At 41.2% G+C, this 25421-nt stretch carries 24 protein-coding genes; 6 read left to right on the top strand and 18 right to left on the bottom strand.

Annotated elements, in window-relative coordinates:
- Window positions 1-63: 63 nt before the first annotated feature.
- The 4 genes from EYS08_RS03195 to EYS08_RS03180 form a co-directional block, all read right to left on the bottom strand.
- Entirely contained in the window at window positions 64-852 is a 789-nt protein-coding gene (locus EYS08_RS03195; protein WP_131028411.1) for a glycoside hydrolase family 16 protein, read from the bottom strand.
- 133 nt (window positions 853-985) lie between these two features.
- A complete protein-coding gene (locus EYS08_RS03190) occupies window positions 986-1651 on the bottom strand; it encodes a carbohydrate-binding family 9-like protein (RefSeq protein WP_131028410.1) in 666 nt (221 codons plus the stop codon).
- Between the two features lie 27 nt (window positions 1652-1678).
- Complete coding sequence (locus EYS08_RS03185) at window positions 1679-2965, bottom strand: sugar MFS transporter (protein ID WP_131028409.1); 1287 nt, start codon at window positions 2963-2965, stop codon at window positions 1679-1681.
- Window positions 2966-3093: 128 nt separating this feature from the next.
- Window positions 3094-4149 (bottom strand): LacI family DNA-binding transcriptional regulator, encoded by a 1056-nt coding sequence (locus tag EYS08_RS03180; RefSeq protein ID WP_131028408.1) that lies wholly within the window; start codon window positions 4147-4149, stop codon window positions 3094-3096.
- A 910-nt stretch (window positions 4150-5059) separates the two neighbouring features.
- On the opposite strand from EYS08_RS03180, the gene EYS08_RS03175 reads away from it, so the two are divergent.
- From EYS08_RS03175 to EYS08_RS03165, 3 genes are read left to right on the top strand one after another with little or no spacing between them, the layout of a single operon-like run.
- Window positions 5060-5827 carry an SDR family NAD(P)-dependent oxidoreductase gene (locus tag EYS08_RS03175; protein ID WP_131028407.1) on the top strand — a complete coding sequence of 256 codons (768 nt, stop codon included), beginning with the start codon at window positions 5060-5062 and terminating at the stop codon, window positions 5825-5827.
- Window positions 5828-5880: 53 nt separating this feature from the next.
- Entirely contained in the window at window positions 5881-6852 is a 972-nt protein-coding gene (locus EYS08_RS03170; protein WP_244215841.1) for a helix-turn-helix domain-containing protein, read from the top strand.
- Window positions 6853-6862: 10 nt separating this feature from the next.
- Window positions 6863-7654 (top strand): alpha/beta hydrolase, encoded by a 792-nt coding sequence (locus tag EYS08_RS03165; RefSeq protein ID WP_131028406.1) that lies wholly within the window; start codon window positions 6863-6865, stop codon window positions 7652-7654.
- A 62-nt stretch (window positions 7655-7716) separates the two neighbouring features.
- Here the strand turns inward: EYS08_RS03165 and EYS08_RS03160 are convergent, their stop codons facing one another.
- On the bottom strand, window positions 7717-11856 hold the full coding sequence (locus tag EYS08_RS03160) for a hybrid sensor histidine kinase/response regulator transcription factor (protein WP_131028405.1): 4140 nt from the start codon (window positions 11854-11856) through the stop codon (window positions 7717-7719).
- A gap of 204 nt (window positions 11857-12060) precedes the next feature.
- On the opposite strand from EYS08_RS03160, the gene EYS08_RS03155 reads away from it, so the two are divergent.
- Entirely contained in the window at window positions 12061-12579 is a 519-nt protein-coding gene (locus tag EYS08_RS03155; RefSeq protein WP_131028404.1) for a CAP domain-containing protein, read from the top strand.
- Window positions 12580-12601: 22 nt separating this feature from the next.
- Here EYS08_RS03155 and EYS08_RS03150 read toward each other — a convergent pair whose 3' ends face one another.
- From EYS08_RS03150 to EYS08_RS03095, 12 genes are all read right to left on the bottom strand, one after another.
- Window positions 12602-13357 carry a GH12 family glycosyl hydrolase domain-containing protein gene (locus EYS08_RS03150; RefSeq protein WP_131028403.1) on the bottom strand — a complete coding sequence of 252 codons (756 nt, stop codon included), beginning with the start codon at window positions 13355-13357 and terminating at the stop codon, window positions 12602-12604.
- A gap of 437 nt (window positions 13358-13794) precedes the next feature.
- Window positions 13795-14478, bottom strand: a complete 684-nt coding sequence (locus tag EYS08_RS03145) for a PP2C family protein-serine/threonine phosphatase (protein ID WP_131028402.1) — start codon at window positions 14476-14478, stop codon at window positions 13795-13797.
- Between the two features lie 12 nt (window positions 14479-14490).
- Entirely contained in the window at window positions 14491-15333 is an 843-nt protein-coding gene (locus EYS08_RS03140) for a nucleotidyl transferase AbiEii/AbiGii toxin family protein (protein WP_208745777.1), read from the bottom strand.
- Window positions 15323-16300: a type IV toxin-antitoxin system AbiEi family antitoxin gene (locus EYS08_RS03135; protein WP_165456355.1), complete on the bottom strand. Its 978-nt coding sequence runs from the start codon at window positions 16298-16300 to the stop codon at window positions 15323-15325. The genes EYS08_RS03140 and EYS08_RS03135 overlap by 11 nt, the downstream gene beginning before the upstream one ends.
- A gap of 386 nt (window positions 16301-16686) precedes the next feature.
- The gene (locus EYS08_RS03130; RefSeq protein WP_131028400.1) at window positions 16687-17160 is read right to left on the bottom strand and encodes a hypothetical protein; all 474 of its coding nucleotides are present in this window, start codon (window positions 17158-17160) and stop codon (window positions 16687-16689) included.
- A gap of 448 nt (window positions 17161-17608) precedes the next feature.
- Window positions 17609-18007 carry a hypothetical protein gene (locus tag EYS08_RS03125; RefSeq protein WP_131028399.1) on the bottom strand — a complete coding sequence of 133 codons (399 nt, stop codon included), beginning with the start codon at window positions 18005-18007 and terminating at the stop codon, window positions 17609-17611.
- Between the two features lie 303 nt (window positions 18008-18310).
- A complete protein-coding gene (locus tag EYS08_RS03120; protein ID WP_131028398.1) occupies window positions 18311-18991 on the bottom strand; it encodes a hypothetical protein in 681 nt (226 codons plus the stop codon).
- Between the two features lie 9 nt (window positions 18992-19000).
- Window positions 19001-19702 (bottom strand): RHS repeat domain-containing protein, encoded by a 702-nt coding sequence (locus tag EYS08_RS03115; protein ID WP_244215840.1) that lies wholly within the window; start codon window positions 19700-19702, stop codon window positions 19001-19003.
- Window positions 19686-21845, bottom strand: coding sequence for a TraG family conjugative transposon ATPase (locus tag EYS08_RS03110; protein WP_208745776.1), 2160 nt, complete (start codon window positions 21843-21845; stop codon window positions 19686-19688). Before EYS08_RS03110 ends, EYS08_RS03115 begins: the two co-directional genes overlap by 17 nt.
- Window positions 21832-22170, bottom strand: a complete 339-nt coding sequence (locus tag EYS08_RS03105) for a DUF4133 domain-containing protein (protein ID WP_131028396.1) — start codon at window positions 22168-22170, stop codon at window positions 21832-21834. The genes EYS08_RS03110 and EYS08_RS03105 overlap by 14 nt, the downstream gene beginning before the upstream one ends.
- 2 nt (window positions 22171-22172) lie before the next feature.
- A complete protein-coding gene (locus EYS08_RS03100; RefSeq protein ID WP_244215850.1) occupies window positions 22173-22457 on the bottom strand; it encodes a DUF4134 domain-containing protein in 285 nt (94 codons plus the stop codon).
- A 90-nt stretch (window positions 22458-22547) separates the two neighbouring features.
- Window positions 22548-22907, bottom strand: coding sequence for a hypothetical protein (locus EYS08_RS03095; protein ID WP_131028394.1), 360 nt, complete (start codon window positions 22905-22907; stop codon window positions 22548-22550).
- A 122-nt stretch (window positions 22908-23029) separates the two neighbouring features.
- On the opposite strand from EYS08_RS03095, the gene EYS08_RS25625 reads away from it, so the two are divergent.
- Window positions 23030-23197: a hypothetical protein gene (locus tag EYS08_RS25625; RefSeq protein ID WP_165456354.1), complete on the top strand. Its 168-nt coding sequence runs from the start codon at window positions 23030-23032 to the stop codon at window positions 23195-23197.
- A 19-nt stretch (window positions 23198-23216) separates the two neighbouring features.
- Window positions 23217-24254, top strand: coding sequence for a DUF4365 domain-containing protein (locus EYS08_RS03090; protein WP_131028393.1), 1038 nt, complete (start codon window positions 23217-23219; stop codon window positions 24252-24254).
- A gap of 162 nt (window positions 24255-24416) precedes the next feature.
- On the opposite strand, the gene EYS08_RS03085 is transcribed toward EYS08_RS03090, so the two are convergent.
- Window positions 24417-25319: a hypothetical protein gene (locus EYS08_RS03085; RefSeq protein WP_131028392.1), complete on the bottom strand. Its 903-nt coding sequence runs from the start codon at window positions 25317-25319 to the stop codon at window positions 24417-24419.
- Window positions 25320-25421 lie beyond the last annotated feature (102 nt).

Below are 25421 nucleotides of genomic sequence, written 5' to 3'. Positions count from 1 at the left end.
TAAAATAATGAACAATCGGGAACAATTCGTTAACGTACACGATTAAAATTTAAATTTTTTTAATTATGGTGCAGGCGTGAACTTAAAACTTCTGATCACGATCTCGACTTCTTTTGCGTCACTCGGCGCCAATCCTTTGAAACACCAGAGATTCATCTTCACTGGCAGCGCAACACTGGGAATAGAGGTTGCAGGTGCCAAAAATGTATGAGAAAAAAACATATTGGTGTCGTCGTTGTAAAAACCGTTCATGCTTTTAAGTACAACAGAATTGTTTGTCCAGGTATAACGATGGGTACTAGCGGTTCCCTCTGATTGTGTCCATTGGGTGGTTACGCGCTGCTGCGTTCCGGTAGTACCCGCAGCCGGATATACACTATAATTTACGTTTGGTTTGGAAGCATTGCCCCATCTCGCAAATTCTATATCCATTTCATTATAGCCATCAGGGCCAGAATAATGGAAAAGGCCTGCTACCACATTTTTATCGAGCGTACTAACTGGGCCCTGTACCTGCCATTGATAGGTTCCATACCCCAGATTAACTGTAGAGGTAACTCCGGCACAAATCCACTTCGAGGTTGCGCTATCGTAAGAGAGTTTAAGGTGCAACAGCCCTTCGCTGTCTTTCCATACATTTTGGGCACCCCAAATGTTTGGACCAGGGCCGAGGCCATTCCCACTTTTTACCGTCCAGGAGTAACCGCCAAAAGTTATGGTTGTAGCAGTGGCATTTTGCTCAGCTGTATCAACTGTTTTGGCTTTCAATGATGCAGATTCTGCTTTTTGAGGCAGCAAAATATCCTTTTTACACGCCAAAAGGATGGGTAACATCAGCAATAATTTGTTCATTTTGTTTTGGTTAATTGGTTTTGGTTGAGTTGTTGATGAGTTAAATCAATTTATAGCCAATATTATAACTATCTATATGCTAATATATTAAAAATATCGTTAACGTACACGAAAAAAAATAATAAAAAATATTTTACCTTTTAATTTCATCAGTTACCGCCGGTTTTATCGGCATAAACTCTATAGAGCCAAAATATTCCGGACGGTGAAAATCTGGTAATGCACTCAGTATGCGATTCCAACAGAGATAATGAGGATTTGGTAATCCATCGCCACATTTAAAAAAATTGGCCTTTGCATTTTGCCCTTCAAAACTCCTGAGTTTATGGTACACAAAAACCTCTGTCGGGATTTTGAGCAGTATATCCCAGTTGAAACTTTCTCCTTCATTCCCCCATTCCACTTTTGTGCGTATTTTACCTATTACATCTTCGTTTAATAGTTTTCTTCTTCCGCTTTTATCCCCATAGGCTACTTTCCCTGTACCGAAGGCATTAAACTCCAGATTATAATAGTTGTCAGATTCATCAAATGAAATAAAAAACTCTACGCAATTATCAAGATGCACATCGCTGTTGATTGGCCTGTTTATGGAAGCAAAATAATCATCGGTTACGAAAAACTTGATTAAAATGTATTTTGAGGTATGGGCAATTTTGAATGAAGCATTACAGGAAGTTGGGATATGCGGCCATGAGCTATTGTTCAGGTCATGGCTGGGCAGTGCTTCCAGTTTGTTCCACAGGTCAGCAGGAGATCCTCCGGTTTCGTCTTTAAAAAAGGGTACGGTTAAGTTCATATTAAGTTTTGAAGTGGAAAATACAGATCAAAGTCTCCAGCTTTTTAGCTTATAACCTTTGTAGGCATAGAATAAAAGATACAGATAGCAGGGCAACAATACGATGTAAGCGTTTTTAAGTCCATAAACATCGGCAAGGTGCCCATAAATTAATGGAAGAATGGCATTGCCTGAAAGGCCCATGATCAATACGGCTGCACCTATTTTGATAAACTTACCCAATCTGTCCATCGATAGTGGCCAAATGCCGGCCCATATCATTGAGTTGGCAAAACCGAGCAGCACAATAAACCAGATTGAAACATCTGCCTGATGACCGAACATTTTAATCTGTCCGCCCGAAAATAAGATGCAAACGGTGAATATAATGCCAAAAATCACACACATACGCAGCGCCAAAAGCTGGGAAATGTATTTTGGGATCAATGAAATTCCCAACAGGTAGCCTGCTATGGTTGCAGAAAGGGTATACGATGGAAACACCTTGGCCTCCAGCAGAGAAATGTTCATTGAATGTGCATATCCGATAATGGTATCAACGGCGATAACCTGCGAACCCACGTGAACAAAAATGGCCAGTGCGCCCAATATCAGATGAGGAAACTCGAAAATATTCGTTTTCTCCCTATTTAAGGCAGCCGTCGTTTTATCTTCCTCTTCAGTATTGATTTCGGGCAGTACCGAAAAACGGACCAGGAAACCCAGAACCAGCAAAATGATGCCAACCGCTGCATAAGGATAAATTACCCTTCGGATCAATTCGTCAAGCACGGCAGCCCTTTCGGGGATACCCATTAATTTTACCTGCTCAAATAATTCCCTATCTGATGGTTTTAGTACCACAGCAGCAAAAAGCAAGGGAGCCAGGATTCCGGCGAATTTATTGCAGATGCCCATTATACTAAACCTCTTCGCTGCACTTTCTTTGGGGCCGAGGATGGTGACATAAGGATTTGCCGCAGTCTGCAGTACCGCCAGTCCCGCACCCAAGGTGAACAGCCCACATAAAAACAAAAGGTAGCTTCTGTACATGGCCGCCGGAATAAATAAAAAGGCGCCCAGAGACATTACCCAAAAACCAACCATCATTCCATTTTTGAAGCCGGTCTTCTTTAGCAGTAAGGAAGCAGGATAAGAAATGAACAGATAGGAAATGTAAAAAGCAAATGCTACAAAATAAGACTCCAGGTTATTCAGTTCGCAGCATAACTTAAAATAAGGGATAAGCATGGCATTTATCCAGGTGACAAACCCAAAAACAAAAAAGAGCACAGCAATAATGCAAAGTGATTTTGTGTATGTCTTCTTATCCATAAAAAAAATTTTGTTTAGCTGATTAATACATGCGTTAACGTACACGAATTAACAAAACATATATTGTAATTCCAAATCAATATGTTTATGATTAGGAAAGGGAAAGAAACACGAAAATTAAAACCGGCTTAGTTAATGTAGAAATCGCAGTTTTGGGCAGTAATGATATCGATCGGCATAAAATTGTTTTTTTCGCCGGTTTTTGCATGTACAACAAACTGATACAGTGCCATGATACCTTTGTATCCCTGCTCCCGGGGTTTTTGACAGATGAGAAAATCAATACTCCCCTGCTTTAAGAACTGTAGATTTTCTTTAGTGTAATCAAATCCGATCAGCATTTTACGTGCGTTAGTTTGGTTTAAATATTTTGCTACTGCCGACACTCTGGAGTTGGTCACAAAAATGGCCGAAACATTATTTTCCTTAAAAACTGTCTGCAACGATGTAGCCACGAATTGATAATCAGTCTGTACGATATCAATTTTGAGGATGGTATTTTTTAAATCCTTCTCTTTAAAGTAACTACGGAACCCCTGTTCCTTACGGAGCAGGTGGTGATGATTATCTATTTCGTGAGAGATATTGACAATCAGTATTGTATCATCTTCCTTGATAACATACTTCATTAAATGGGCAGACAGATAACCACTCTGGTAAAGTTCAGGCCCGAAATAACTCAAACTGTTATGGCCCTGGATATCAGAATTGATAAAAACATAGGGAATTTTTCTTTTGTCCAGTTTGATCAGGAAATTTTCGGATTCCTCAATAAAAATTGGTGCAATAAGGACGGCTTGAATATCTGAAAGATCAATTTGGTCAATCTGTTGAACAAAGGAGGTTTTGTGGTTTAGATCGTAAAAATATTTTTTCAGGATAATTCCATAAGGAGCTATTTCACCTGCAGCCTGCTCAATACCCAGCAAGGGTTCTTGCCAATAATCCGTTTCATCAGAAACGGACGGGATGATTACGGCAAAAACAATCTGCTTTTTAGAGGCTAATCTGCGGGCCAAAATATTGGGCTGATACGCCAGTTCCTCAATAATAGCCAGTATTTTATCTTTTGTTTTCTTGGAAACACCTGTTCTGTTATGCAAAACCCGATCTACCGTACCAATAGATACATTTGCACGGCGGGCAATTTCCTTAACACCAACAAGTTCTTTATTTCCTTCCATAATTAAATTCTTAGCTAGTCTTTTACAGTTCTTTCTTAAAGGTATTTATTATCTAAAAATGCTGGTCACCTTAAAGCTTCGTCCCTTTTGAGTAAAACCGGAATGCCATATGCATTCAGTTAACGTACACGAAAATAACAATTATTAATTATAAAATGGGCTTAGCTGTAAGACCCCTATTATAACCGTGAATACGAATGTACTATCGTGTGGATACATCTCTGTTAATTTAGATTTGTTTTTAGCGTCGTTGCCTAGGTCTATCGTCATGCTGAATTTATTTCAGCATCTTTCCTGCCATTAAGAGATCCTGATTCTAAAAACATCAAGTGTTGACACAAATATTTATTTGTTTTTCCGCTCTTTGCCACGGTGGCATGGTAGTTTTTCGCAGAGCATGTTGTTTTTATTGGCGCCCAAGAATGCTGCGCATTTTGGAGCGTCAAAGTACCCAAAGCGCTTTGTCAATCCACCAATGTGGCTCCTCACAACCCACGCTCATCAAAAAAAAGCAGCACTTTGTTTAATCAGTTTTTGTTTGTGTTTTCTTTGGGCTGATTGAGCCCTTCGGGGTTTGTGTTCAATTCTCGTGGAAGCTTTGACTCATCGCTTATGAACACAAAACCACTGCGTTTTAGGTTTGGCTATTTGTTCTATTCTGCACCTGTTTTTTGATTTTCTGCCGCTTGGGATTGACGGGCGTTCTTCGGTGAAACCTGTATATTGTTAAAGCAGGTTAGCATAGCGCCTAAAAACCCACACATATAAAGACATGCCCACACGACAAGCTTTTACGGAGAATAGTATTTGTCCGCTACGATATATGAGAAATGTATAATTCTTACCCTTAAATGTATAAGTGGGCAGCGATTTGATGATGGAACTTTGTGTGATCAAAAAAAATAAAACGATGAACACAACAGATCAACAATCGAAAATCGTCCTGGTAACCGGTGGTAGCCGCGGAATAGGAAAAAGCATTGCATTGAATGCAGCAAAACGCGGCATTGGCGTAATCCTCACTTACAATAGCCAGCCCGAACACGGAAAAGCGGTGGCTGATGAGATCAACCAAAATGGTGGTAAAGCGGTTGCATTGCAGCTCAACTCGGCCGATACGGGATCTTTCAGCAATTTCAGCAAACAGGTATTGCAAGTGCTTAAAACAGAATGGGATCGAGAAAGCTTCGACTATCTCGTTAACAATGCGGGAATAGCTCAACGAACACTTATTAAAGATACAACTGAAGAAATGTTCGATCAACTGGTGAATGTCAACTTTAAAGGTGTATTCTTTCTGACGCAAAAGCTGCTTCCTTTCATCACTGAGGGCGGCCAGATTATTAACATCTCTTCCGGGCTCGCACGGTTCGCGTTTCCAGGCGTGGCGGTGTACGGTGCGCTGAAAGCCGCAACTGAAGGCTTAACAAGGTACTTCGCCAAGGAATATGCTGACCGGAATATCCGGGTGAACAGTGTTGCACCCGGTGCGATCGATACCGAGTTTGGCGGCGGAAAAGGCGATGAGGGCCATAGACATCAGATTGCAGCCGGCATAGCCCTGGGGCGCCTTGGTGTAGCTGATGATGTAGGTCTTTTTGTTGCATCGCTATTATCGGATGACAGCAGATACGTAAATGCCCAGCGTATAGAAGTGGGCGGCGGCATAATGATATGATCAATTATTAATAGCAAGCTTATGCCTGTCCTTATTCAAACGGTAAATGAAATATGAAACAGCAAATACCAGGTATGTTTACTAAATTTGAATCAGGGTTAGACAACGGTTGTATGGATTATATAGATATCAAATCAATTGCTGAACTGCACAGTTTTTTTCATTACGATAAACCGCTGCACCCGCTTATTTCCGTTATAGACCTGGCCAGGGTTGACCGCTCGAACAGGAAACCGGGAGCCTCCTACCGGCTTGACCTGTACTCCATAGCCTGTAAAAAGATCGAAGGTGTGTTTAGATACGGCCGGACCAGTTATGATTTTTCAGCCGGTTCGTTAATGTTTACCGCACCTGATCAAGTGCTAACCCCTGGAGTCGAAAACAAGGTGGAGGGCTGGGCAATTTATATACACCCTGATTTTTTAAATGCAACCAGCAGAGGCCGTAAACTATCCGAGTATTCTTTCTTCGGTTATGACACCAATGAATGCCTTCATATTTCAGATGCTGAAAAGGATGTTTTGGAAGATTGTTTGCGCAACATCGGTAAAGAGATCGGAAACAACCTTGATAAACATTCGCATAATTTGATCCTGACAAACCTTGAACTGCTTTTATCCTACTGTTCAAGGTTTTACGACCGACAGTTTTTAACCAGGGTAAAAGCGGGAAATGATATTGTTGAAAAATTTGAAAGACTTTTGAATGATTATTTTGCTCAAGGCTCTCTGATTGACACCGGCATTCCAGATGTAAAGTATTTCGCTTCGCACTTAAATTTATCTGCCAATTACCTATCCGACCTATTAAGTAAATATACCGGCAAGTCAACACAGGAACAGATCCATTTGAAATTAATTGATAAAGCAAAGCATTTACTATGGAGTACAGAAAGCGCGATCAGTGAGATTGCTTATGGACTCGGCTTTGAGCACCCCTCTCATTTCACCAAAATTTTTAAAAACAAGGTCGGGCAGTCTCCGAAAGAATTCAGGAACCTGAATGAAAGAGAACAACGGCTATAAATAAAAAGCTATGAAAACGTTAAATATCCATTATCAGGCAAAAGCGATTTGGCTGCTTTTGCTGTTCGTATCATTCATATTTTCCATTCCCGTAAAAGCGCAGGATACAGCACACATCCGGAATGTGGTGCTGGTTCACGGTGCTTTTGTAGACGGGTCTGGCTGGCAGCCGGTTTACGAAATACTTATAAAAAAAGGATATAAGGTAAGCGTAACACAACATACGCTTACCACTTTTGAGGAAGATGTTGCAGCGGTAAAGCGAATAATTGATCAGCAGGACAGCCCCTGTATCCTGGTAGGCCATAGCTATGGAGGAGCAATTATCACGGTAGCCGGCAATGATCCAAAAGTGGCCGGCTTGGTATATATTGCTGCGCATGCCCCTGATGATGGCGAGTCGGAGGCAAATAACGGCAAGCTGAATCCTTCGGCTTATAAATCGCTGACCAAGGGAAAGGACGGCTGGGATTATATTGATCCGAAATTCTTCGCAGCCGATTTTTCAGCGGATCTACCGGCATCAAAGGCCGATTTTATGGCCAATTCGCAAACGCCAACAGCAGATTCCGTATTTCATGCCATTATCCACAACCCTGCCTGGAAAACAAAGCCAAGTTGGTATATGGTAGCCAAGTCAGACCGGATCATCAATCCGGATCTGGAAAGAATGTATGCAAAACGTGCAAAAAGCCAGGTTATAGAAATAGAAGGAGCCAGCCATTCGGTTTACATCTCGCACGCTAAAGAAGTAGCCCAACTCATTATTGCTGCAGCCAAAGGCACAATTCAAAACAAATAACTCCCAGAAAACAGATCAGCGCCACATGAAACCTATCCAATTTATGTTTGTCCCACTTCTATTTACAGTTCAACTCTACTTTTACTTAGTTTTTTGGCGATATACACTGATGGGAGCATATTAAATTCCTGCTTAAAATACTTGGTAAAATACTTTGGGTTGTTAAAACCAACCTCGTAAGCAATTTCGGAAACGGTTAGCTGCGATTTTTCCAAAAGCTGGGTTGCTTTTCTGAGGCGGTAAAAACGGATATACTCTACCGGAGATTTCCCGGTTAAAAGCAGTACTTTTTTATAAAGGCTTACACGGCTCATGTTCATGTCCTGGCTTAACCGATCTACAGAATAATCAGCATTGGATACATTGGTTTCGATCAGCACAGAAAGCTGCCGCATAAATTTTTCATCAACAGATTCTATTTCATCGGCTTTGGGATTAATATCGACCTGCTTTTTATATTTTATCTTCGACGATTCTAACTGTTTGAGCTGGTTTTTAATTTTGAAGAGCAGTATTTCAAAATTAAAAGGTTTCGTTACATAATCATTAGCCCCGGTTTCCAGACCAGAAAGCTGCACCTCTTCGCCTGTAAGTGCGGTCAGTAATATTACTGGTGTATCTGCAGTACGTACATCGCCTTTAATTTTTTTACACAGGTCGATACCGTTCATTTCGGGCATACTGATATCGCTCACCACCAGATCGGGATGGGCAGATAAGACTTTTTGCCATCCCTCTTTTCCGTTCACCGCTTCGTAAATCTGATAAAATTCGTTTAAATTATCTTTTAAATAGAACCTAAAGTCGTCATTATCCTCTACCAAAAGTAACACTGGCTTTTTATCGAATCCCGATACAGCCACAGCATTACTTTCTTCTGATAGCGCTCTGGTAGACGGTTTAGCTGTAAAACTGAGTTTACTATTTTCTACTATTGTTACCTCTGCCTCATCAAAGGGAATTTTAACTGTAAAGGTAGAACCCGCACCAACCTTACTTTCGGCCCAGATCTCACCACCATGCAAGCGGACAAACTCTTTGGTAATGGCCAAGCCTATCCCGCTGCCCTGATTAACAAAGGATCCCGGGATATCGCTCTGAAAAAAGCGGTCGAATATCCGGTTCAGTTTATCTTCTTCAATGCCGATACCATTATCGCTAATACTGATCAAGAGACAGGTTTGATTAAAATTATTTAGCGTCGAACTTAACAGCACACTAACCGATCTACTTTCGGATGTAAATTTAAATGCATTGGAAAGCAGATTGAACAGTATCCTTTCTATTTTATCATGATCAAAAGCTGTGATCAAGCTGATGAGTTCGGATTCGAAATGGAATTTAATATTTTTCTTTTCGGCAATATCGGTAAAGGAATAGGTCAGGTCTTTTATAAAATCAACTACATCGCCAAGCTTACAATCAAGTTTTAACTGCTGCACTTCCATTCTTCTGAAATCCAGCAACTGGTTTACCATGTTCAGTAGTCGTCGCCCATTTCTATGGATCATCTGCATTTGCTGTTTTTTTTCTTCATCTGCTGTCTGTCTGATCAGTTTTTCCATTGGTGTAATGATCAGTGATAAAGGCGTACGAAACTCGTGACTTACGTTGGTAAAAAATTTGATCTTCATCAGATCCAGGTCGTGCATACGTTTTGCCTCATGGCGCTCCTGCTCCAATGCAAATTCGCGTTTTAATTTTCGGATACCCCGGTGTCTGATCAGAAAAAGTATTCCGCCGGCAAGCGCAAGATAAAGCAAATAAGCTAATGGCGTTTTCCAGAAGGGTGGCAATATTTTGATAGAAATTCTTTTCTCGTTCGATACCCAATCGCCTGTAGAATTGGTAGATGAAACCCTGAACACATACGATCCCTGATCCAGATTGGTATAGGTTGCCCTGCGTAAATTCCCTGTAGGCTCTTGCCAGGTTTTATCAAAGCCTTCTAACATATACCGATACCTGATCTTATCAGGGTTAAAGTAATTTAATGCTGTAAATTCAATCGAGATTACATTATGCTCATGGGTTAAAGATAAATTTTCAGAACTGTTTAAGGTTTTATGCAGAATCACCTCTCCATCCATCTCCTCGCTAACAGCCACGCTTTTATTGGCAATCTGCAGCTCAGAAAGGGCAATTTCAGGTGTTGTATGGTCAGTCCTGATATCTTCTGGCTTAAATAGATTAAAGCCATTTGCACCTCCGAATATCAGTTCGCCATTTTTGGTAATATAGCCGGAGTTTATATTAAACTCTCTTCCCTGCAGGCCGTCCTGCTGATCATAATTTCTGAAGGTGTAAGTAAGACCTTTATCTGTTTTTTTTACCTTGATAAACGTTAAGCCTTTTGTGGTGCTTAGCCAAAGGTTACGGTTTTTGTCTTCAAGTATCTTTAACGTATTGTTATCAGGAAGCCCATTATCAACTCTATACACATCAAATTGGTTGTTTTTAGGGTTATACCGGTTCAGTCCGTCCCTCGTGGTTACCCAGATATACCCGTAACTATCTTCCAGGATATCATAAACATTGCCATTGCTCAGTGAGTTTTTAAGGTATGGGTCTGCATTAAAATGCCTGAATTTTCCGGTTTTCTTCTCCCAAAAATCCAGGCCTGATGAGGTACCGATATAGGCATTGCCATATTTGTCTTTTAATAAAGTCGTAATAAAATTAGACCCTATGGTATTGGCTGATGAATAGGCCTTGTAATGTGAAAAGGTACCTTTTGAACGGTCCAGTACGTCGATACCTGCACCTAAAGTGGCAATCCAGAGCTTTTGGTCGTCCCCTTCAATAATATCCCATATCCGGTCATCGCCAAGGCTCTTGGCATTGTTTGGATCGTGGCGGTAATTTTTAAAATTCTGTCCATCAAAACAGTCCAAACCGCCAAAATAAGTTCCGATCCACAGTTTTTTTTGATCATCGATAAATAAGCTTACCACAATATCGTTACTGATGCTATTGGGGTTATCCACCTGGTGCCTATAGGTCTTATAACTTTGTGTTTTTCTGTTGTAATAAATCAGCCCCTGTCCGTTGGTGCCAATCCATAGATTGCCCTGATCATCTTCCACAAACCGGTTTACATCATCATAGGGCAAACTGCGGCTGTCAGAAGCCAAATGTCTGAACAGTGGAAATTTGATGATGTTTTTATGGTAATAGCTAATTCCTTTTTTAAAAGTCCCAATCCAGATAATTCCTTCGTTGTCTTTATAAAGGCTCACTACACTATTCTGGCTTAAACTTTTCGGATCGTCCTCCCTATTTTGCACATAGGTTACTTTAAGGTTTTGTTTATTTAAAATGTTAATGCCACCATGATCGGTACTGATCCAAATAGTACCGCTTTCATCCTGGATTACTCCGGTTACCAAACTATTATTTAAACTACCTGTTTTTTGACTAAAATATTTTACAAGATGATGTTCTGGCTGGTAATAAGTTAGTCCTTCCCGGTCATCAAAACTCCAGATAAATATGTCACCGTCATTGTCGATAAAAAAACGCAGCGGTTTAAAAGCAGTCTTTTCTTTGATCTTAAAATCGTAATACCTCCTTTTAACCCTTAAGGTATTGATATCTAAAAGTTCGAAAGATTTATCGGTATGTAAAACGTAAATATTGCCTTTGGCATCACTTTGGATATGGGTAACAGGTGCTGATCCCAAAGCATTCAGGGCACGGTCTGAACATTTTAAATGGCGGGTTTTCTTTGTAATTATGTTGTAAACATAGATGCCTTCGGCCCCGGCATTGAACCAAAAGTTACCAATTTTATCTTTTTTAATACCTATTACTTTTGTAGTGGGTATACCCATGCTTTTAAAGTAAGCGGCAATATTCTGGATAAATTCCTCCTTTTCAAGATCAAAAACATTTAGGCCTGCCCGGGTATCGATTAGCAGTTTCGCATCGGGTAGTTCGCTTATTGCATTGATGAAATCATCGCTTAAGGATTTTGGATCCCTCGCATTATGCTTAAAAACCTTAAACTGATAACCATCATACCTGTTTAATCCGGCCATGGTACCAAACCACATGTAGCCTTGCTTATCTTTATAAATAGCGGTTACCTGATTACTGGAAAGTCCGTTTGATAGATCAAGCCTTGAAAACTGCAGTTGTGTTTGCTGTGCATATGCAAATTCACAAATAACCAATAAGATCAGGATGATTTTAACACGCATTTTAATCGCAAAAAAAATATTTGGTTATGGGTAAAGCATACGCAATGTAACAATAAAACTACAAAAACCAATAACAGGTTATTTTTATAATTAACTCATAAAATATAACCAGATGTGCTTTATTTAGTTTTGAAGTGTTTTTATAGATATCTATATGTATCTTAGAAACTCAGGCGTAAACTAGCATATCCTTCTACCAAAAAAATGAATAACCACAGTTTTTTAGCAAATAAGCGTAAAAGTATCTGGTTAGCGTATTTATTTATGCTTATGTTGAGCGCATTTATTTTTTCGTGCAAAAAGGAACGAACAGCAGATGTTGAAATTGACATTCAGGCTGAACTGTTGAGCAGACTCAACCAGATAAGGAAAACAGGCTGCACCTGCGGAACAGATATTATGCCACCTGTACAAAAGGTAACCTGGAATACCGCATTGGAAAAAACTGCCGCACTGCATGCTGAGGATATGTTGAACCGGAACTATTTTAGCCATATCACACCCGAAGGTATTCCGGCTGTGCAGCGATCGCGGGAACAGGGGTACACCGGAACGGAAGTTGGGGAAGTTATTGCTAAAAATTATAACAGTGCTGCCCTGGTTATGGAAGCATGGATTGCCAGCGAAAGCCATTGTAAGGCCATGATGGACTCGGCCTATAATGAAGTAGGTGCCGGCAAAGCTGGCACCTACTGGGTAATGGATTTAGGTAGAAAAAATTAATACGCCCGTTATAAATTGTTAATTAATTAAAGGATACGGTATAGTTATTTACCCTATGGTCTCTGCCTCCGGCGGTACTGGTTACCTCAAAACCGAACTGAACGCGGTCTATCGTTTCGTTCCCGATCCAGCCAAGGTCGTTTTTAAGATAGTTCATAATATCTTTGATATTAACATTGCCTGAGGTTGAGTTGCTGGTACGCAGGAAAGAAAATACCTGTTTGCCATCCGAACCAACAGGGCCTTTGTACACATTCCAGGTATGTCCGCCAACAGTTTTGTTGGCTACATTGATTTGAGCCACACCACCCGGATACGCACTGGCTATAGGCCCAACACTTCCTCTGTAGTTCATCCACAGCATAATTTCATATTTGTCATTACTCGTCCAAACATCATAATCTGCGCCCCATGATCCATCTGAAGGCACGGTAATATCGTATTGAGAGGTAAGGCTATTCAAACTGCTCAGCGTGCGCTGTACCTTGCGTTCGGAATTGGGGTAAGATTTTATACCTGATGTATTTGGATGGTTAGACCAGATCCCCCAATTGTTTCCATTATTGGCCCAGATACTCTGATAGCCAGGATTTGCACCCCATACATTATTAAAAACAGTATATGGAGAATAAGTTTTACTGGTGTAATTAAAGGTGCTGTTATCCGAGGTCCAATCGGCTTTTACCTCTCCTGTTTTATCTGTTACAACTTGCTGCTCTTTTTTGCAGGCTGTAAATAAGAGCATGGTTACTGCTGCACATGTTAAAAATTTTCTCATAATCGGTTAGAATTTTGGCTAGTAATTTTTTCTATCCAAATGTAGTTGCAAAAAGTCTCTGACGTAGGTATCTTTTGTTTACATCTAGGGGCTGAATTGTTAAATCGGCCCAGAAAAAAATGTATGGATATCACCACATCTGAGGTAGCAGATTTTCGAGACAACATTATGAAATCCAACAAGATAAAGTTGGATTCTGATTAAAGGATAATTGGGGTATGGGAGGATAAACTTATAATAGGATTACAAAAGGCTTAATCAAATTGCAGTGAAAACATGTTAGGTAGCGTACCTGCACAAACCAATTCATTTGACCCCTTTCCGCCAATTCACTAAAATACAGACAAACAAAACTTTACAACAATTTTATTTCTGGTGAGACGGGGGTCAATGTACTCAGGTTTATCCACCTAGGTTGGTTGCTTAGTTGATCACACTCATACCGTGATTAAAATGGCTGAATAATTATCTTCACTGTTGGTTGCCAGGTCTTTTCCCGGTAAATCTATTGCGCCTGAGGATGGTATTCCGGCAATCCATTGATCGATGGTGGGTAATGCGCCATCCGAGCAGATCAGGAATTGATCGCCTTGTTCAACTTCCATATAGTGATAGCCGATAGTCGCTTTTTCGGGTTTTCCGGATAGGTTTCTAGTGAGGATATGCGTATAATCAAGGATTGTTTGCTCATCGAGTTCAATTCCTGAGTCTTGCAAGGCATTGACCATGGTATGGCTCCGGGTCTGGAAAATCACTTTGCCATTTTTTAAGGCGTACACTGTGAGGTCACCCAGCCAGAAGATATGTGCTGATAAGGCATGCAGCACGAGTCCGGCTACAGCTGCTCCGGACAATTCTTGCCGATTGGTATTTATTTCAAGGATGGCCTGGTTTGCAATATCGATTGATTCCTGAAGGGAAACGGTGTTGATTTTCGGTGCAGATTTGATCTTATCCAAAATCTTTTCGCAAGACAGTTTAGCGGCAACAGCGCCATCAACATAGCCAGACATTCCGTCAGCAATGATAAAACTGTTGCGTAGGGCATCTGAAGTGTCGATGAGCAGGAAATCCTGATTATCTGTACGTTTGCCCTTTTCACTGAGTTTTTTGATGTTCATAATTTGATTGCCTTAGCTTAGTTTTTCCAGGATGATTTGAAAGCTTTCAAACACTTCTTCGTATTTTATGTGGTTGGTTTCGATGATCTGATTGAATAAGATGCTATTTTCTTCCCGGGCAACTTCTTTTTCGATGATTTCTTTAAGTGCATTTTTGCTCTCTTGATTGGCAGATACCATCAGGTTAACATCAATGCCCATCAATGCTGCGCCCGCTTTGGTTACTGTAAAATCTTCCAGACCATAAACCTGGTCATAATGTTCGTTAGCCGCACGCTCATCATGAATATTCAGGTAATTTTGTAGAATAAATCCCATGTCATCAGCATCCTTGTTGTTTTTATGATGCCGGTCTCGCCAAGCAACCAGTTTTAGTATAAATATTCCCGTAAGCGAGACAATTTCGATGGTCAATTCTCCGTCGATTTCTACTTTGTGTACGTGCTGCTGAGCTTCATCAAACCCGAGTACGGTCATAGCAAATGATTGGTCGGGTGGCCAGAAGATCTTGTGTTTTTCATTTGCAATCCCGCCAAAGGGTACAATATCCACCTGAAATTCATTTAGGTAGAGGAAGCGCTGCTTTTGCTTGGCATCCTTTGTGAAATTATCCAGGCCAGTGATCGCCTTCTCTACGGCTGCGAATTCTTCCCATTTGTTAACTGCTATGGCAATATCGATATCTTGCGTTCTTCTGGCAGACTTTTGTCCGTTCAGTTCCATGATAATGTCACGGGCTGTGGCGCCTATGATAAAGAATCTAATATCCAAATTTTCAAATACTGGTATGATTTCCTTCAGTAAGGCCTTGATAAGTGGGTGTTCGAGCTTATCGCTCGATATTTTATAATCCATTTTCCATGATCAGTTTCGCCGTTTCTATATTTCGACTGTTTCCATTTGCCAATAAATCAGCGTAGACGATTAAAGGCGGCGCTATGTTTGGTCGATTTAAGATTAGTCCTTTCGTCCATATGGGATGATAAATTTCTACGTTTCCTAGTTCATCAGGTACAAGCTTGAGGGTCTTGGCTAGTGTGGCCATTCCCATATCTGAATAAATCGTAAAATCTTGCGCCTTGAGGTATCCAGTCATTATTGCACCAGCCCCTTCACCGCCAAGATAGGCGTGAATGTTTGAGTGGTCGAGTATTTGGTCGCTGAGCCTTTGCTGTTCAATGCTGCGCATTTTCCTTCTGAAAACCCTGGGCTTTATTGTTTCGTTGTAGGCCGTTACCCAACGTCTGATGAGTTCGTCCCTGTGTTTTAAGGTTCTACCTTTTGTTGTCTTGAGCAGGAAGTTTTCCTCTTCTAGTTCGTTGATGATATTGCTGACCGAACCAAGGGCGATATCAGTTCTAGCGGCAATTTCTCTGTAGTTGAATTGAAGGCTTTCCGGGTTGGTGATAAAGAGTAACAGCAGTTTTAGACCAGCCTCTGCGAAAGCTCTGGATTGGTTGGTTTTTTTGTTAATGCGTGCTTTTCGCCCTTCTACATATAAAAAAATATTGTCTGTTTTGATATGTGCATTCCCCGCCCGATCAAGGTAATTCACGCCGCTTTCCTTCAATCGCTCCGCGGTGTCTTTACTCAGATAATCAGCAATGATCAAACTATCTTTCAGGTTTCGGTGTATGCTCGAAATCAAAACACCATAATTGGCATTTTTTGCGTGCTTTTTTACCTCGCAAAAAAATAGGTTATTTTTTAACCTAATGATTAGATCATCATTTTTGGATCGTTGTTCAAGGGTAATGGGAATTCCACTTATTGTGTTTAATTCGCTTACAGCCTCTTGTACAAAGTCAATATCATTCTCCATCCTGTTCATTATATTTGAATGTTCAGCAGTGCTGAACATTCAAATATAATGAACATAAAAGACATAAACAAAAAAATACTTTCATAATATGTTAAAATTAAATGATTTATAATTCATCTTGCAAAAAGAATTGTTTTAATATGTTCAACATTTTTTAATGTTCAGCACTGCTGAACATTAAAAAATGTTGAACAAAAAAACTTGGACATTATTTTATAACCACGGCAAGGTTAGCAAAAAGAAGAAAAAAGACATTTTTTCTCTGTTATTGACGGTAATAGATCAGGCGATAAAGACCGAGCCAGTACAGAGGTATTGACCTTATTCAAGAATATTATATATTTGAAAATCTAATATGCTCCAAAATGAACACCAAAAAACTGAATTCAGCTTGCATTGATTGTAGGCTTCCTGACCTCCGCCAGCGCAGGATGATCCGCCATTTCCGGATAAATCCCCTCCAGCCCAGCCATCATCCGCATAAAATCTTCCTTCTTACCATCCATCTCCCCGATCAGCTCAAAACACCTGCTCACCTCATCCATCACATCATCCGCCATCCCCACGCTTTGCACACTGACGACGCCTTCCGCATTCCCTGAACGGTCAAAAACCAGCTCCGACATCAGCACCTCCTGTACCCCAGCCTCCAGCCTCACCTTTCCCATCACATCAGCCACGCCTCCACCGGAAACAGAAGCTATACTACCCACCCCAGGTTCACCACGGGCCTGGCACCAAACCTTTAAGAAATAAAAAAGAAGCCCGACCACGCAGATGCCCATCAGGCAGGCAGCAACAAAAAACATCGGCTGCCAATCAGAAAGAAAAAGTAACATCAAAGAAAATTTATCCGTCAAGCGGCATTGCTTAACTGGATCAAAGTTTCACAGAACGCAAAACTTTACGGCCGAGCTTGGAAATATTTGCATCGAAAAAGGCTTATCGTATGATCTGCATATGGGGAATAAAGGAAAACCTTGGAAGAAATACTCCAGATAGCACATAGGAATACAAGTACCTGATTATAACAAAATGTGCTAAAAACGACAAAAGCCTCAACATTCTAGTTAAGGCTTTTGTTCTGGATTGGAATTGACGGGACTTGAACCCCGCTAGCGTTCCATTGAATATCAATATTTAAATCTTAAAGCCTAACCATTTTTACATTGATAGACTTTGCTTTATTTATTTCAGTACAAGCCGCCACAGGCTTGCACTAGCGAACCGATTAAATACGGGCTACACCTGCAAAGGGATTGTTTGAATAGGCCGTAGCAAAACGCTACGACCAGATGTATCCGGAAATTATCCTCTTAAGTAAAGTGTCAAAAAGAAGAAAACTAAGGGAAATATAACCACACATAATGTTATAAAAATACTTTTTCTTCTCTCCTTTTCAGATTCATTTTCAAATTCATTCATGATTGAATCATGTAGTCCTTCTTTTTGCATCAAATACTTAAAAATCAAGTATAATGGGAAAAACAACAATAATGGCCACAGATACATAATTGTTCCAGCCTTAGCTACAGGAAAAGTAAATAGCCCCTTTCCAAAAAATATTTTCACGACATTAAACAGCCCAAAAGCCATAAAAACCATTATTGCAAATATTACACAAAATACAGACACTAATGGAATTGACCTATCATTATCATAGTATTTATAGAGCCTAATATATATATGTCGTATCTCTTTTTTCATTATTTATTATTTATTATAATCTGCGATCATATCAACAGGATTATGACCCGTGGCATCCAATATCCCATACGGCAGGATTAACCTTAAGCGCTAGTTGAGCAATTGATAGGATTGATACGAGCGACACGCTCGCACCAGCACGGGTTCAATCTAAAATCTGTTTTACTGGCTCGACTGATTCTGAGATTGCTTAAACTTGAACTCCTACAGAAATAACAAAGCCCAACATTTTTATATTGCTGAGCTTTGCTACTTTCCTTACTTTTACACGCCACATGCTTGTGCCAGCGTAGGATTAGGCAGCTAAACGATTACCCGTTCCTTAAATTCATCAGGAATTTCATTATATAGAGGGGTCATTAGCATTGAGGGAAGCCAATTATCGACACCATACTGAATATCTTCATCGCTTATTTTTTTCATTGAAGGCTCAGACCTCAATACCTTAAATGCAATTTGGTTAAACTGCTTATCAGAAATGATGATCAGTTTTCTTTTTATGTTTTTCTTTAAAAGCTCAATAACAATTCTTAACCGTAGTATCGTATCCCCGTATATTGATATTCCTTCAAGATGTTTAACTTTTGCAAAGCTTGATTTGATGCCAGAGAGTGCAAAATAATCTCCATCTTTAACATAAAACCAGTTCCCCTCAATTTGATTATTGTTGCTATATTTTAAATTCGGCAAATCACTTTTTGTAATCTCCTTTTTAATGCTTTTAACTGAGACAACTTTATTTATCCCCCTTTTTGTAGGCGTTTCGGATATCACTCTCCCAAATAGCAAATTTGATTCATCTATTTCATTCACATCTATATCTGTGAATATATCGTAAACACTGAATAGAATATAATCTACTCCCATAAAGGTTTTCAGGGAAAAGTAAGAGCAATTGACATAATTATAAGATATGTTTTCCAAAGAAGGTATTTCTTCAAACGGAATAGTATTTAATGGTAATTTAATATAATGTACTTCCATAATTATTTTCTAAAAAGATTCTTTCCAGTTTGGAGCATTTTTTTCAAGCCACACCAAAGCCTTTTGTGCATACTCAGCATATTCTTTTTTCTTTGGATTAAATGCGTTGTTGATGTTTGCTACGGCACCTTTTGTTTTCGCATATTCTAAAACCTGTTGTTCCACTGCCCTCAATAATTTTGGATCATCTATCCCATTTAAAACAGGTTCTATCTTCATCAGCAACCTTTCTTCTTTTGTATATCGCTTAAATATATTAAATGCTTTTCCAATATATGGCAATCCTTTTTTAATTCCTTTATAAATCGTATTATAACCATTCTTTACCCCGAGGTCAGGCATTTCCATCTTAATCATCCATGGGTTCTGCATGTATCCACGGTTATCAACATCAACATTCCGATATTCACCTAACCCCATATCAACAGTAACCTGCCTTGGAAAGAATCCACGATATATATAATTCCAAAAGCCATGTACTGGCTCCATCACTTTTTGACTTTTGTATCCATGTATAACAACGCTTTCAAGATTAATAATCTTAACTGTGTCTGCCCTCATACCATCAGGGTCAATCATCAGAATAGGATTATTCATCACGTAATTATATGGTGATAGGTCATCTGTTCCTTCTGCCAAAGGATCTACAGAATTCCATCTGCCAATCACCGGGGCATAGAACCTGGCTCCATAATCATACTGCTTTAACAATAGGGGAAGAAATAATATCCTCCACTTCCTGCGTCACCACGATCGCCTCGCCAAAGAACTTGCGCACCGTCTTGAACAAAAACTTCAGGTATTCGGCCATGCCTTCCTTGGCTATCGCTTTCCAGCTTTCCTCGATCAGCATGATCTTACGGATCCCCTTTAGCTTGCGCATCTTGGAGACATACAGGTCCATGATGATCAGCGTAACCACCGGAAAAAGTATCGGATGCGACTTGATCGAATCAATTTCAAAGACAATAAAAGGCTGGTGCAGCAGGTACAGGTTTTCCCTGGCATTGAGCAGGTAACCGAATTCCCCTTTTTTATAATAGGGATTGAGCACAAAAAGAAAGTTATCGATATCAAAGTTCCGCTCCTGTACCTTCCCATCCTCCAGCACCTGCAGAAATTCCTCCATCAAAAACTCATAAAAGGAATCAAAGCAGGGAAAGACATCCGGATTGCGGCCAAGAAAAGCATAATACAGGTTCAGTGCATTCGACACCGCCACATACTCCGACTGGCGGTAGCTTTCCCCCTCCCTTTTCCAGAGTGCCAAAAGCAAAGTCTTGATACTTTCCTTTTTCTCGGTATCCATCACGTCGCCCGGAACTAAGTAAAAAGGATTAAATGCGATCGGGTTTTCCTCGCTATAGGTGAAATAATAGCCACCCGCATCCTCACAAAGCCCACGGTAACTGTGGCCGATATCGACGATCACCACATGCGCCTCACCACGGAAACAGGAACGCATCAGATGGTTGGTAAAAAAGCTCTTGCCCGATCCGCTCGGCCCCAGCACAAACTTGTTGCGGTTATCGGTATAACCCAGCCGTATCGGCTCATCCGAAAGATCAACATGCACCGGATAGCCCGAGAGCCTGTCACCCAAACGCAAGCCGAACGCTGAATCCGAAGAACGGTAATTGCTCTCCAGATTCAAAAAGCAGCAGGCCTGCTCCGCAAACGTATCAAAGGTATCGTTCATCGGAAAGTCTGCCTGATTGCCCGGTACCCCCGCAAACCACACCTGTGCCGCCCCGTCCGTCTCGGTCTTGCATACCACATCCATGCCCGCCATCGCAGAAGCCACCAGATTCTTCAGCTCTTTTTGCTTCGCTGCATCCTCCGACCACGCCATCACATTGAAATGCGCTTTCACCGGAAGACGCTGCATCGTCACCGCTTCATTTAGAAAACCGTTCACCGCATCACGGCTCACCGCATTTTCCCTCGAATAAGCAGACAGTGACTGCAAACGCCTGCGCTTGGCTTCCAGCTGCTTTAAGCTCAAGCTACTGTCCCCGATAAAAATATACTGGTTATACACATGCTCACAGTCCAGGAGCAAACCCAATGGACTTGCAAAACCCACCGAAAACTTAGTCCTGTCGGTCGAATACCGATCGTAATTGATCCTCGACCCACACATCGCAGGCAGATCCTCCGCATCAGAAAGCGTAAAGAGTTCCACCTTTTTCTCCCCCACCGAAATCCCGCCCTTCAGGTGAATGTCCCGCAACATAGAGGGAGAATTCTCACCCAACAAAAAGCAGTAACGCTCAATGATCCCCGGTTGATTGGCCGTGCCCGCCAGCGCATCATCATCCAGCCGGACCAATGACACAAAACCGCTATCGGATAGCACCCTTGAAAACTGCCCCACCGCATCCAGAAAATCAGATAACTGCTGCTCATCTATAACAGACTTCGGCACAATACTCCTACGCAAGATATTACTAAAGGCAGAGCTGGACAGCTTCCTGCCCGCAGGCTTTTTGGTCAGAAACACATAACACTTATGCGCCAGCCTTTCCCTGCCGGAAAAAAACCGCTCACTCGATACACTTAAAAAATCCCCGCCCGGCACTTCCTTAAAACCATAAGCCTCCCTAACGAACCAATCCTGCTTATGGAACACTGTATGCTCCGGCAATAACCTCATCGCCCGTACCCAGCCCTGGTGAAAAGCCTCGTAATCTCTGGCGCTAAGCGTAAAGATCTCCGGTAGCGAAACCTCAAAACCCACCGTAATATCCCCCTGCACCGAAAGCATGCAGTCCCTTTCCACCCGGTACACCGGGAACATGTCTGAAGCCTTTACCCCGCCACCTGGCAAAACGCTCTCCCTATTTCTTCCCATACCCCTCCCCAATTTTAAGTTGCGTAAAAAGTTTCCTCGAATTGAACCAGAGGTACACCGGAACCCGGCGCGAAGCCAGGTACTTCATCAGCCCGTACCTGCCAAAACGTTTGCTCAAAAAGTTAACCCCAACAAAAAGTCCCCCTCCCAAAAGCCCCGTTGCCGGAAGCAAAACCACCAACGGCAGCCCCAGAATATACCCCACCGTAAAACCCAGCAGCAATACCACCAGCCCAGCACTCAGATAAGCGATGTATTGCGCCTTCAGTCCCTTAAAACTGATCGGCCTGTTAAGCCCCTTATTGATCTGATACACCGTCCCCATCGCTACACCCCAAAAAATGATTTCAGCACCGAAGTCACGATCACCAGAAAAACACAGCTCCCAAACCAGGCCGCCGCAACCTTCCCTGTATCCGGCTCCCCCGCATTCCATTTCTGAAAAACCTTCACCGCACCGATGATCCCCATCACCGCACCGATCGCATACATCAGGTTCGCACCCGTATTGAAATAGCCCTTCACCTGATTGGTCGCCTCCTGTATTCCCGCCTGCCCGTTCTGCGCCAGCGCATCGCCAGCCTCCAGCAGCAGAACAAAACACAACCCCATAACCCCAACCAGACCGACCCTGGCCCAGACCGCTTGTTTTACCTTCTTATCAATCTTCATTTTAAACCCTATCTTTTTAAACTCCAAACCTTAACCCCAGAAACCTGCAAGCTCCTGCTCCGAAAGCGAAAAGGACGCATGTGAGATGATAAACGCCCTGACCTCCGCCAGCGCAGGATGATCCGCCATTTCCGGATATATCCCCTCCAGCCCCGACATCATCCGCATAAAATCCTCCTTCTTGCCATCCATCTCTCCGAGCAGCTCAAAACACTTGCTCACCTCATCCATCACATCATCCGCCATCCCAACGCTTTCCACAGTAACCACACTTTCCGCATTCCCTGAACGATCAAAAACCACCCCCGACATCGGCACTTCCTGTACCCCGGCTTCCAGCCTGACCTTTCCCATCACATCCACCACACCTTTACTGGAAACAGAAGCCATACCGCCCTCCCACAGGTTCACCACGGGCCCTGCACCAAACCTTTAAGAAATAAAAAAGAAGCCCTACCAAACAGATACCCATCAGGCAGGCAGCAACGAAAGCCATCGGCTGCCAATTAGAAATGAACTTTACCATCAAAGAAAATTTATCTATCAAGCTGTATTGCTTAACAGGATCAAAGTTTCGCAGAACGCAAAACTTTATGGCCGAGCTTGGAAATATTGCAGGAAAACAGTTCTGGAAAGAAGATAAACAGATAAGAGACAAAGTATTGCCTTGGAAATCGTAACAAAAGCTAAATTTGCGGAATGCCAAAACAAAATTTCGACACTCAACTCACTGGACAAAGAGCATTCACCGAAGCGCAAAAGGCTATACAGGATGCTGGTCATTTTCTTCAGCCCGTGGATGGGAGCATAGATGATTCTATCGATGGTTATATACGGCTCCGTAAAAAAGTTACGGTTACAAAAAATACGAAGAAAGGGTCAATAAAAGGAGATATTGGTGTCGAAACGGGAAACCTGATAGGGATTCAGGTGAAAGGAGTTTCATCGATTCCTGCCAGTGGTTCAAATTCATACTATATCACTGTCGCAGACAAGGATAAATTCGGTGTCAACTTCAGCAAGAAAGAAAAACTCGACCGCCATAAGAAGGTTTGGCAAAATTTTATCGGTCCGGTAATCCTAATTTTTGTTGATTTGGATACAAAAAAATGTTGGTGGGCAGACGCACAGAATCCATCTGTATACTCTACGGCAGGCTATTCCATGCTGATTGACAAAAAGAATATCCTGGATTTTCAAGCATTCAAAAAAATAAAAAAACTCGGAAGGGAGAAATTTGTTTCAAACGATGTACCCCATATAGATACTGTCAACACTGATTTTCCCACTCTTCGGTTGACAGATTTTAAACAATCGGCAAAAGACCTTTATTCAAATCTACAGGGCATTGGAAAAGAGCCATATTCGCTAATATACAATCCTTTAATCGGAAAAATTAGATATTCTCTCAGTGGCTGGAAGCATATCACCAGGCTCAACCGCAGAAAAATGAGGATTTTTAATTCACTAATGCTTTTAGGTGTGTCTTATAGAATCTGTTCAGAAGTAGAGACTTTCACAAAAGTTAAAAAGGGAGTTATTAGAGAAAGCAAACGGTTCATTAAAAAAGTCGATTTCTTAACGTTAAGAGCTGAGGTTCATTTTAATTATAGGCAAAGTTCAATAGTCCAGGTCGTATTAAGAAGAGTGAAAACCTTTGATAAACAACATCCGACAATACATGTTCAAGACCAAGTATTTTTTCACTCCGTGTACGAGCCTTACCGTAAAGAATAAAAGGGGCCTCTCGATTTCTAACTGCGATTCCTCTGCAAGCATTCTTCGTCTGATTTGAAAAGTGAGCACCCCAGTGCAAATATAATAATTCCGGCATTAGTATGTTCAAAAATAGTATTAAGACTTACCCATAAGCATCTAAGTCAGATCAAAAACAAGACGTTATTCTTGTGGTAATGCCGCCGAAAGTTTATCTACAAATCTGTTTGGCATTGTGCCCTGCCTAATCCTTTCCAATATCTGCTTTATTTCATCGACTGTTAAAATCCCTATGATCCTATCAATATATTCAACAACATTGTAACGGCCCAATAAGCCTATTAGATATCCCCTGGCTATAGGGCACTCAGGTTTATCTACGTTCCTTAGCGTAAGTTCGATAAAAGCATTTACATCGTCTGCATCGGCATAATCAGGATAAAATATGGTATCACCTTTTAAAAAAGTAATCGGAGATGATTTGAATAAAAACACTGTAAGCAGCTCAACATACATAAAGACAGTATCTCCTTCAGAGCCTTCTTTTATCAGTTTATATACACGTTGATAATCGGAATCATTAAGATAAGTAGCATACAACGCACCAACCAGATACTCCCCTGTCATCGGGTTCTGCTCAATTCTTTCCAGTACCAATGCTGTTTCCTCTCGTTTGATTTCCTTGTACAATGCGGGAGTATGGTTCTGAATATCACTCTGTATCTCGACAATCCTGCGTTCAATGGCTTCAATGGCAAGCAGCTTCTCTGCTGTCCGTTTTTCTAATGCACTTGTTCTAGATTCGATTTTCGTGATATAAAAGCCAGAAATAAATAACATAACAGCTACAACAATTCCAAAGACCGCGATTGCAGTGTTTGATGCAGAGAGCTGGTTCGCTACTGTAGATGCACCGATCGCAACAATGTTATTTGATTGTTCGATTCCTGTTTGTAGCAACGCAACCTGTTTCTTTAGGTCGGCGATTTCTGCACTATCACGGATAATTCTTGAATTGTTACCTTGCTTCTGGCCGAAACAAACGGAAAAGAAAACACTGAAAATGAGAGTTAGTATTAATTTCATTTCCTAATGTAATTAATTAAGGAGGATTTAGCAACAGTTAAGGCAATTGCCATCAACTGATAGACAATCTATCAATACCTAAAAGGAAACCCGAAAAATACT

The sequence above is a fragment of the Pedobacter kyonggii genome, assembly GCF_004310665.1.
Classification (GTDB): domain Bacteria; phylum Bacteroidota; class Bacteroidia; order Sphingobacteriales; family Sphingobacteriaceae; genus Pedobacter; species Pedobacter kyonggii.
This window is presented reverse-complemented; position numbering and strand designations above follow the sequence as displayed.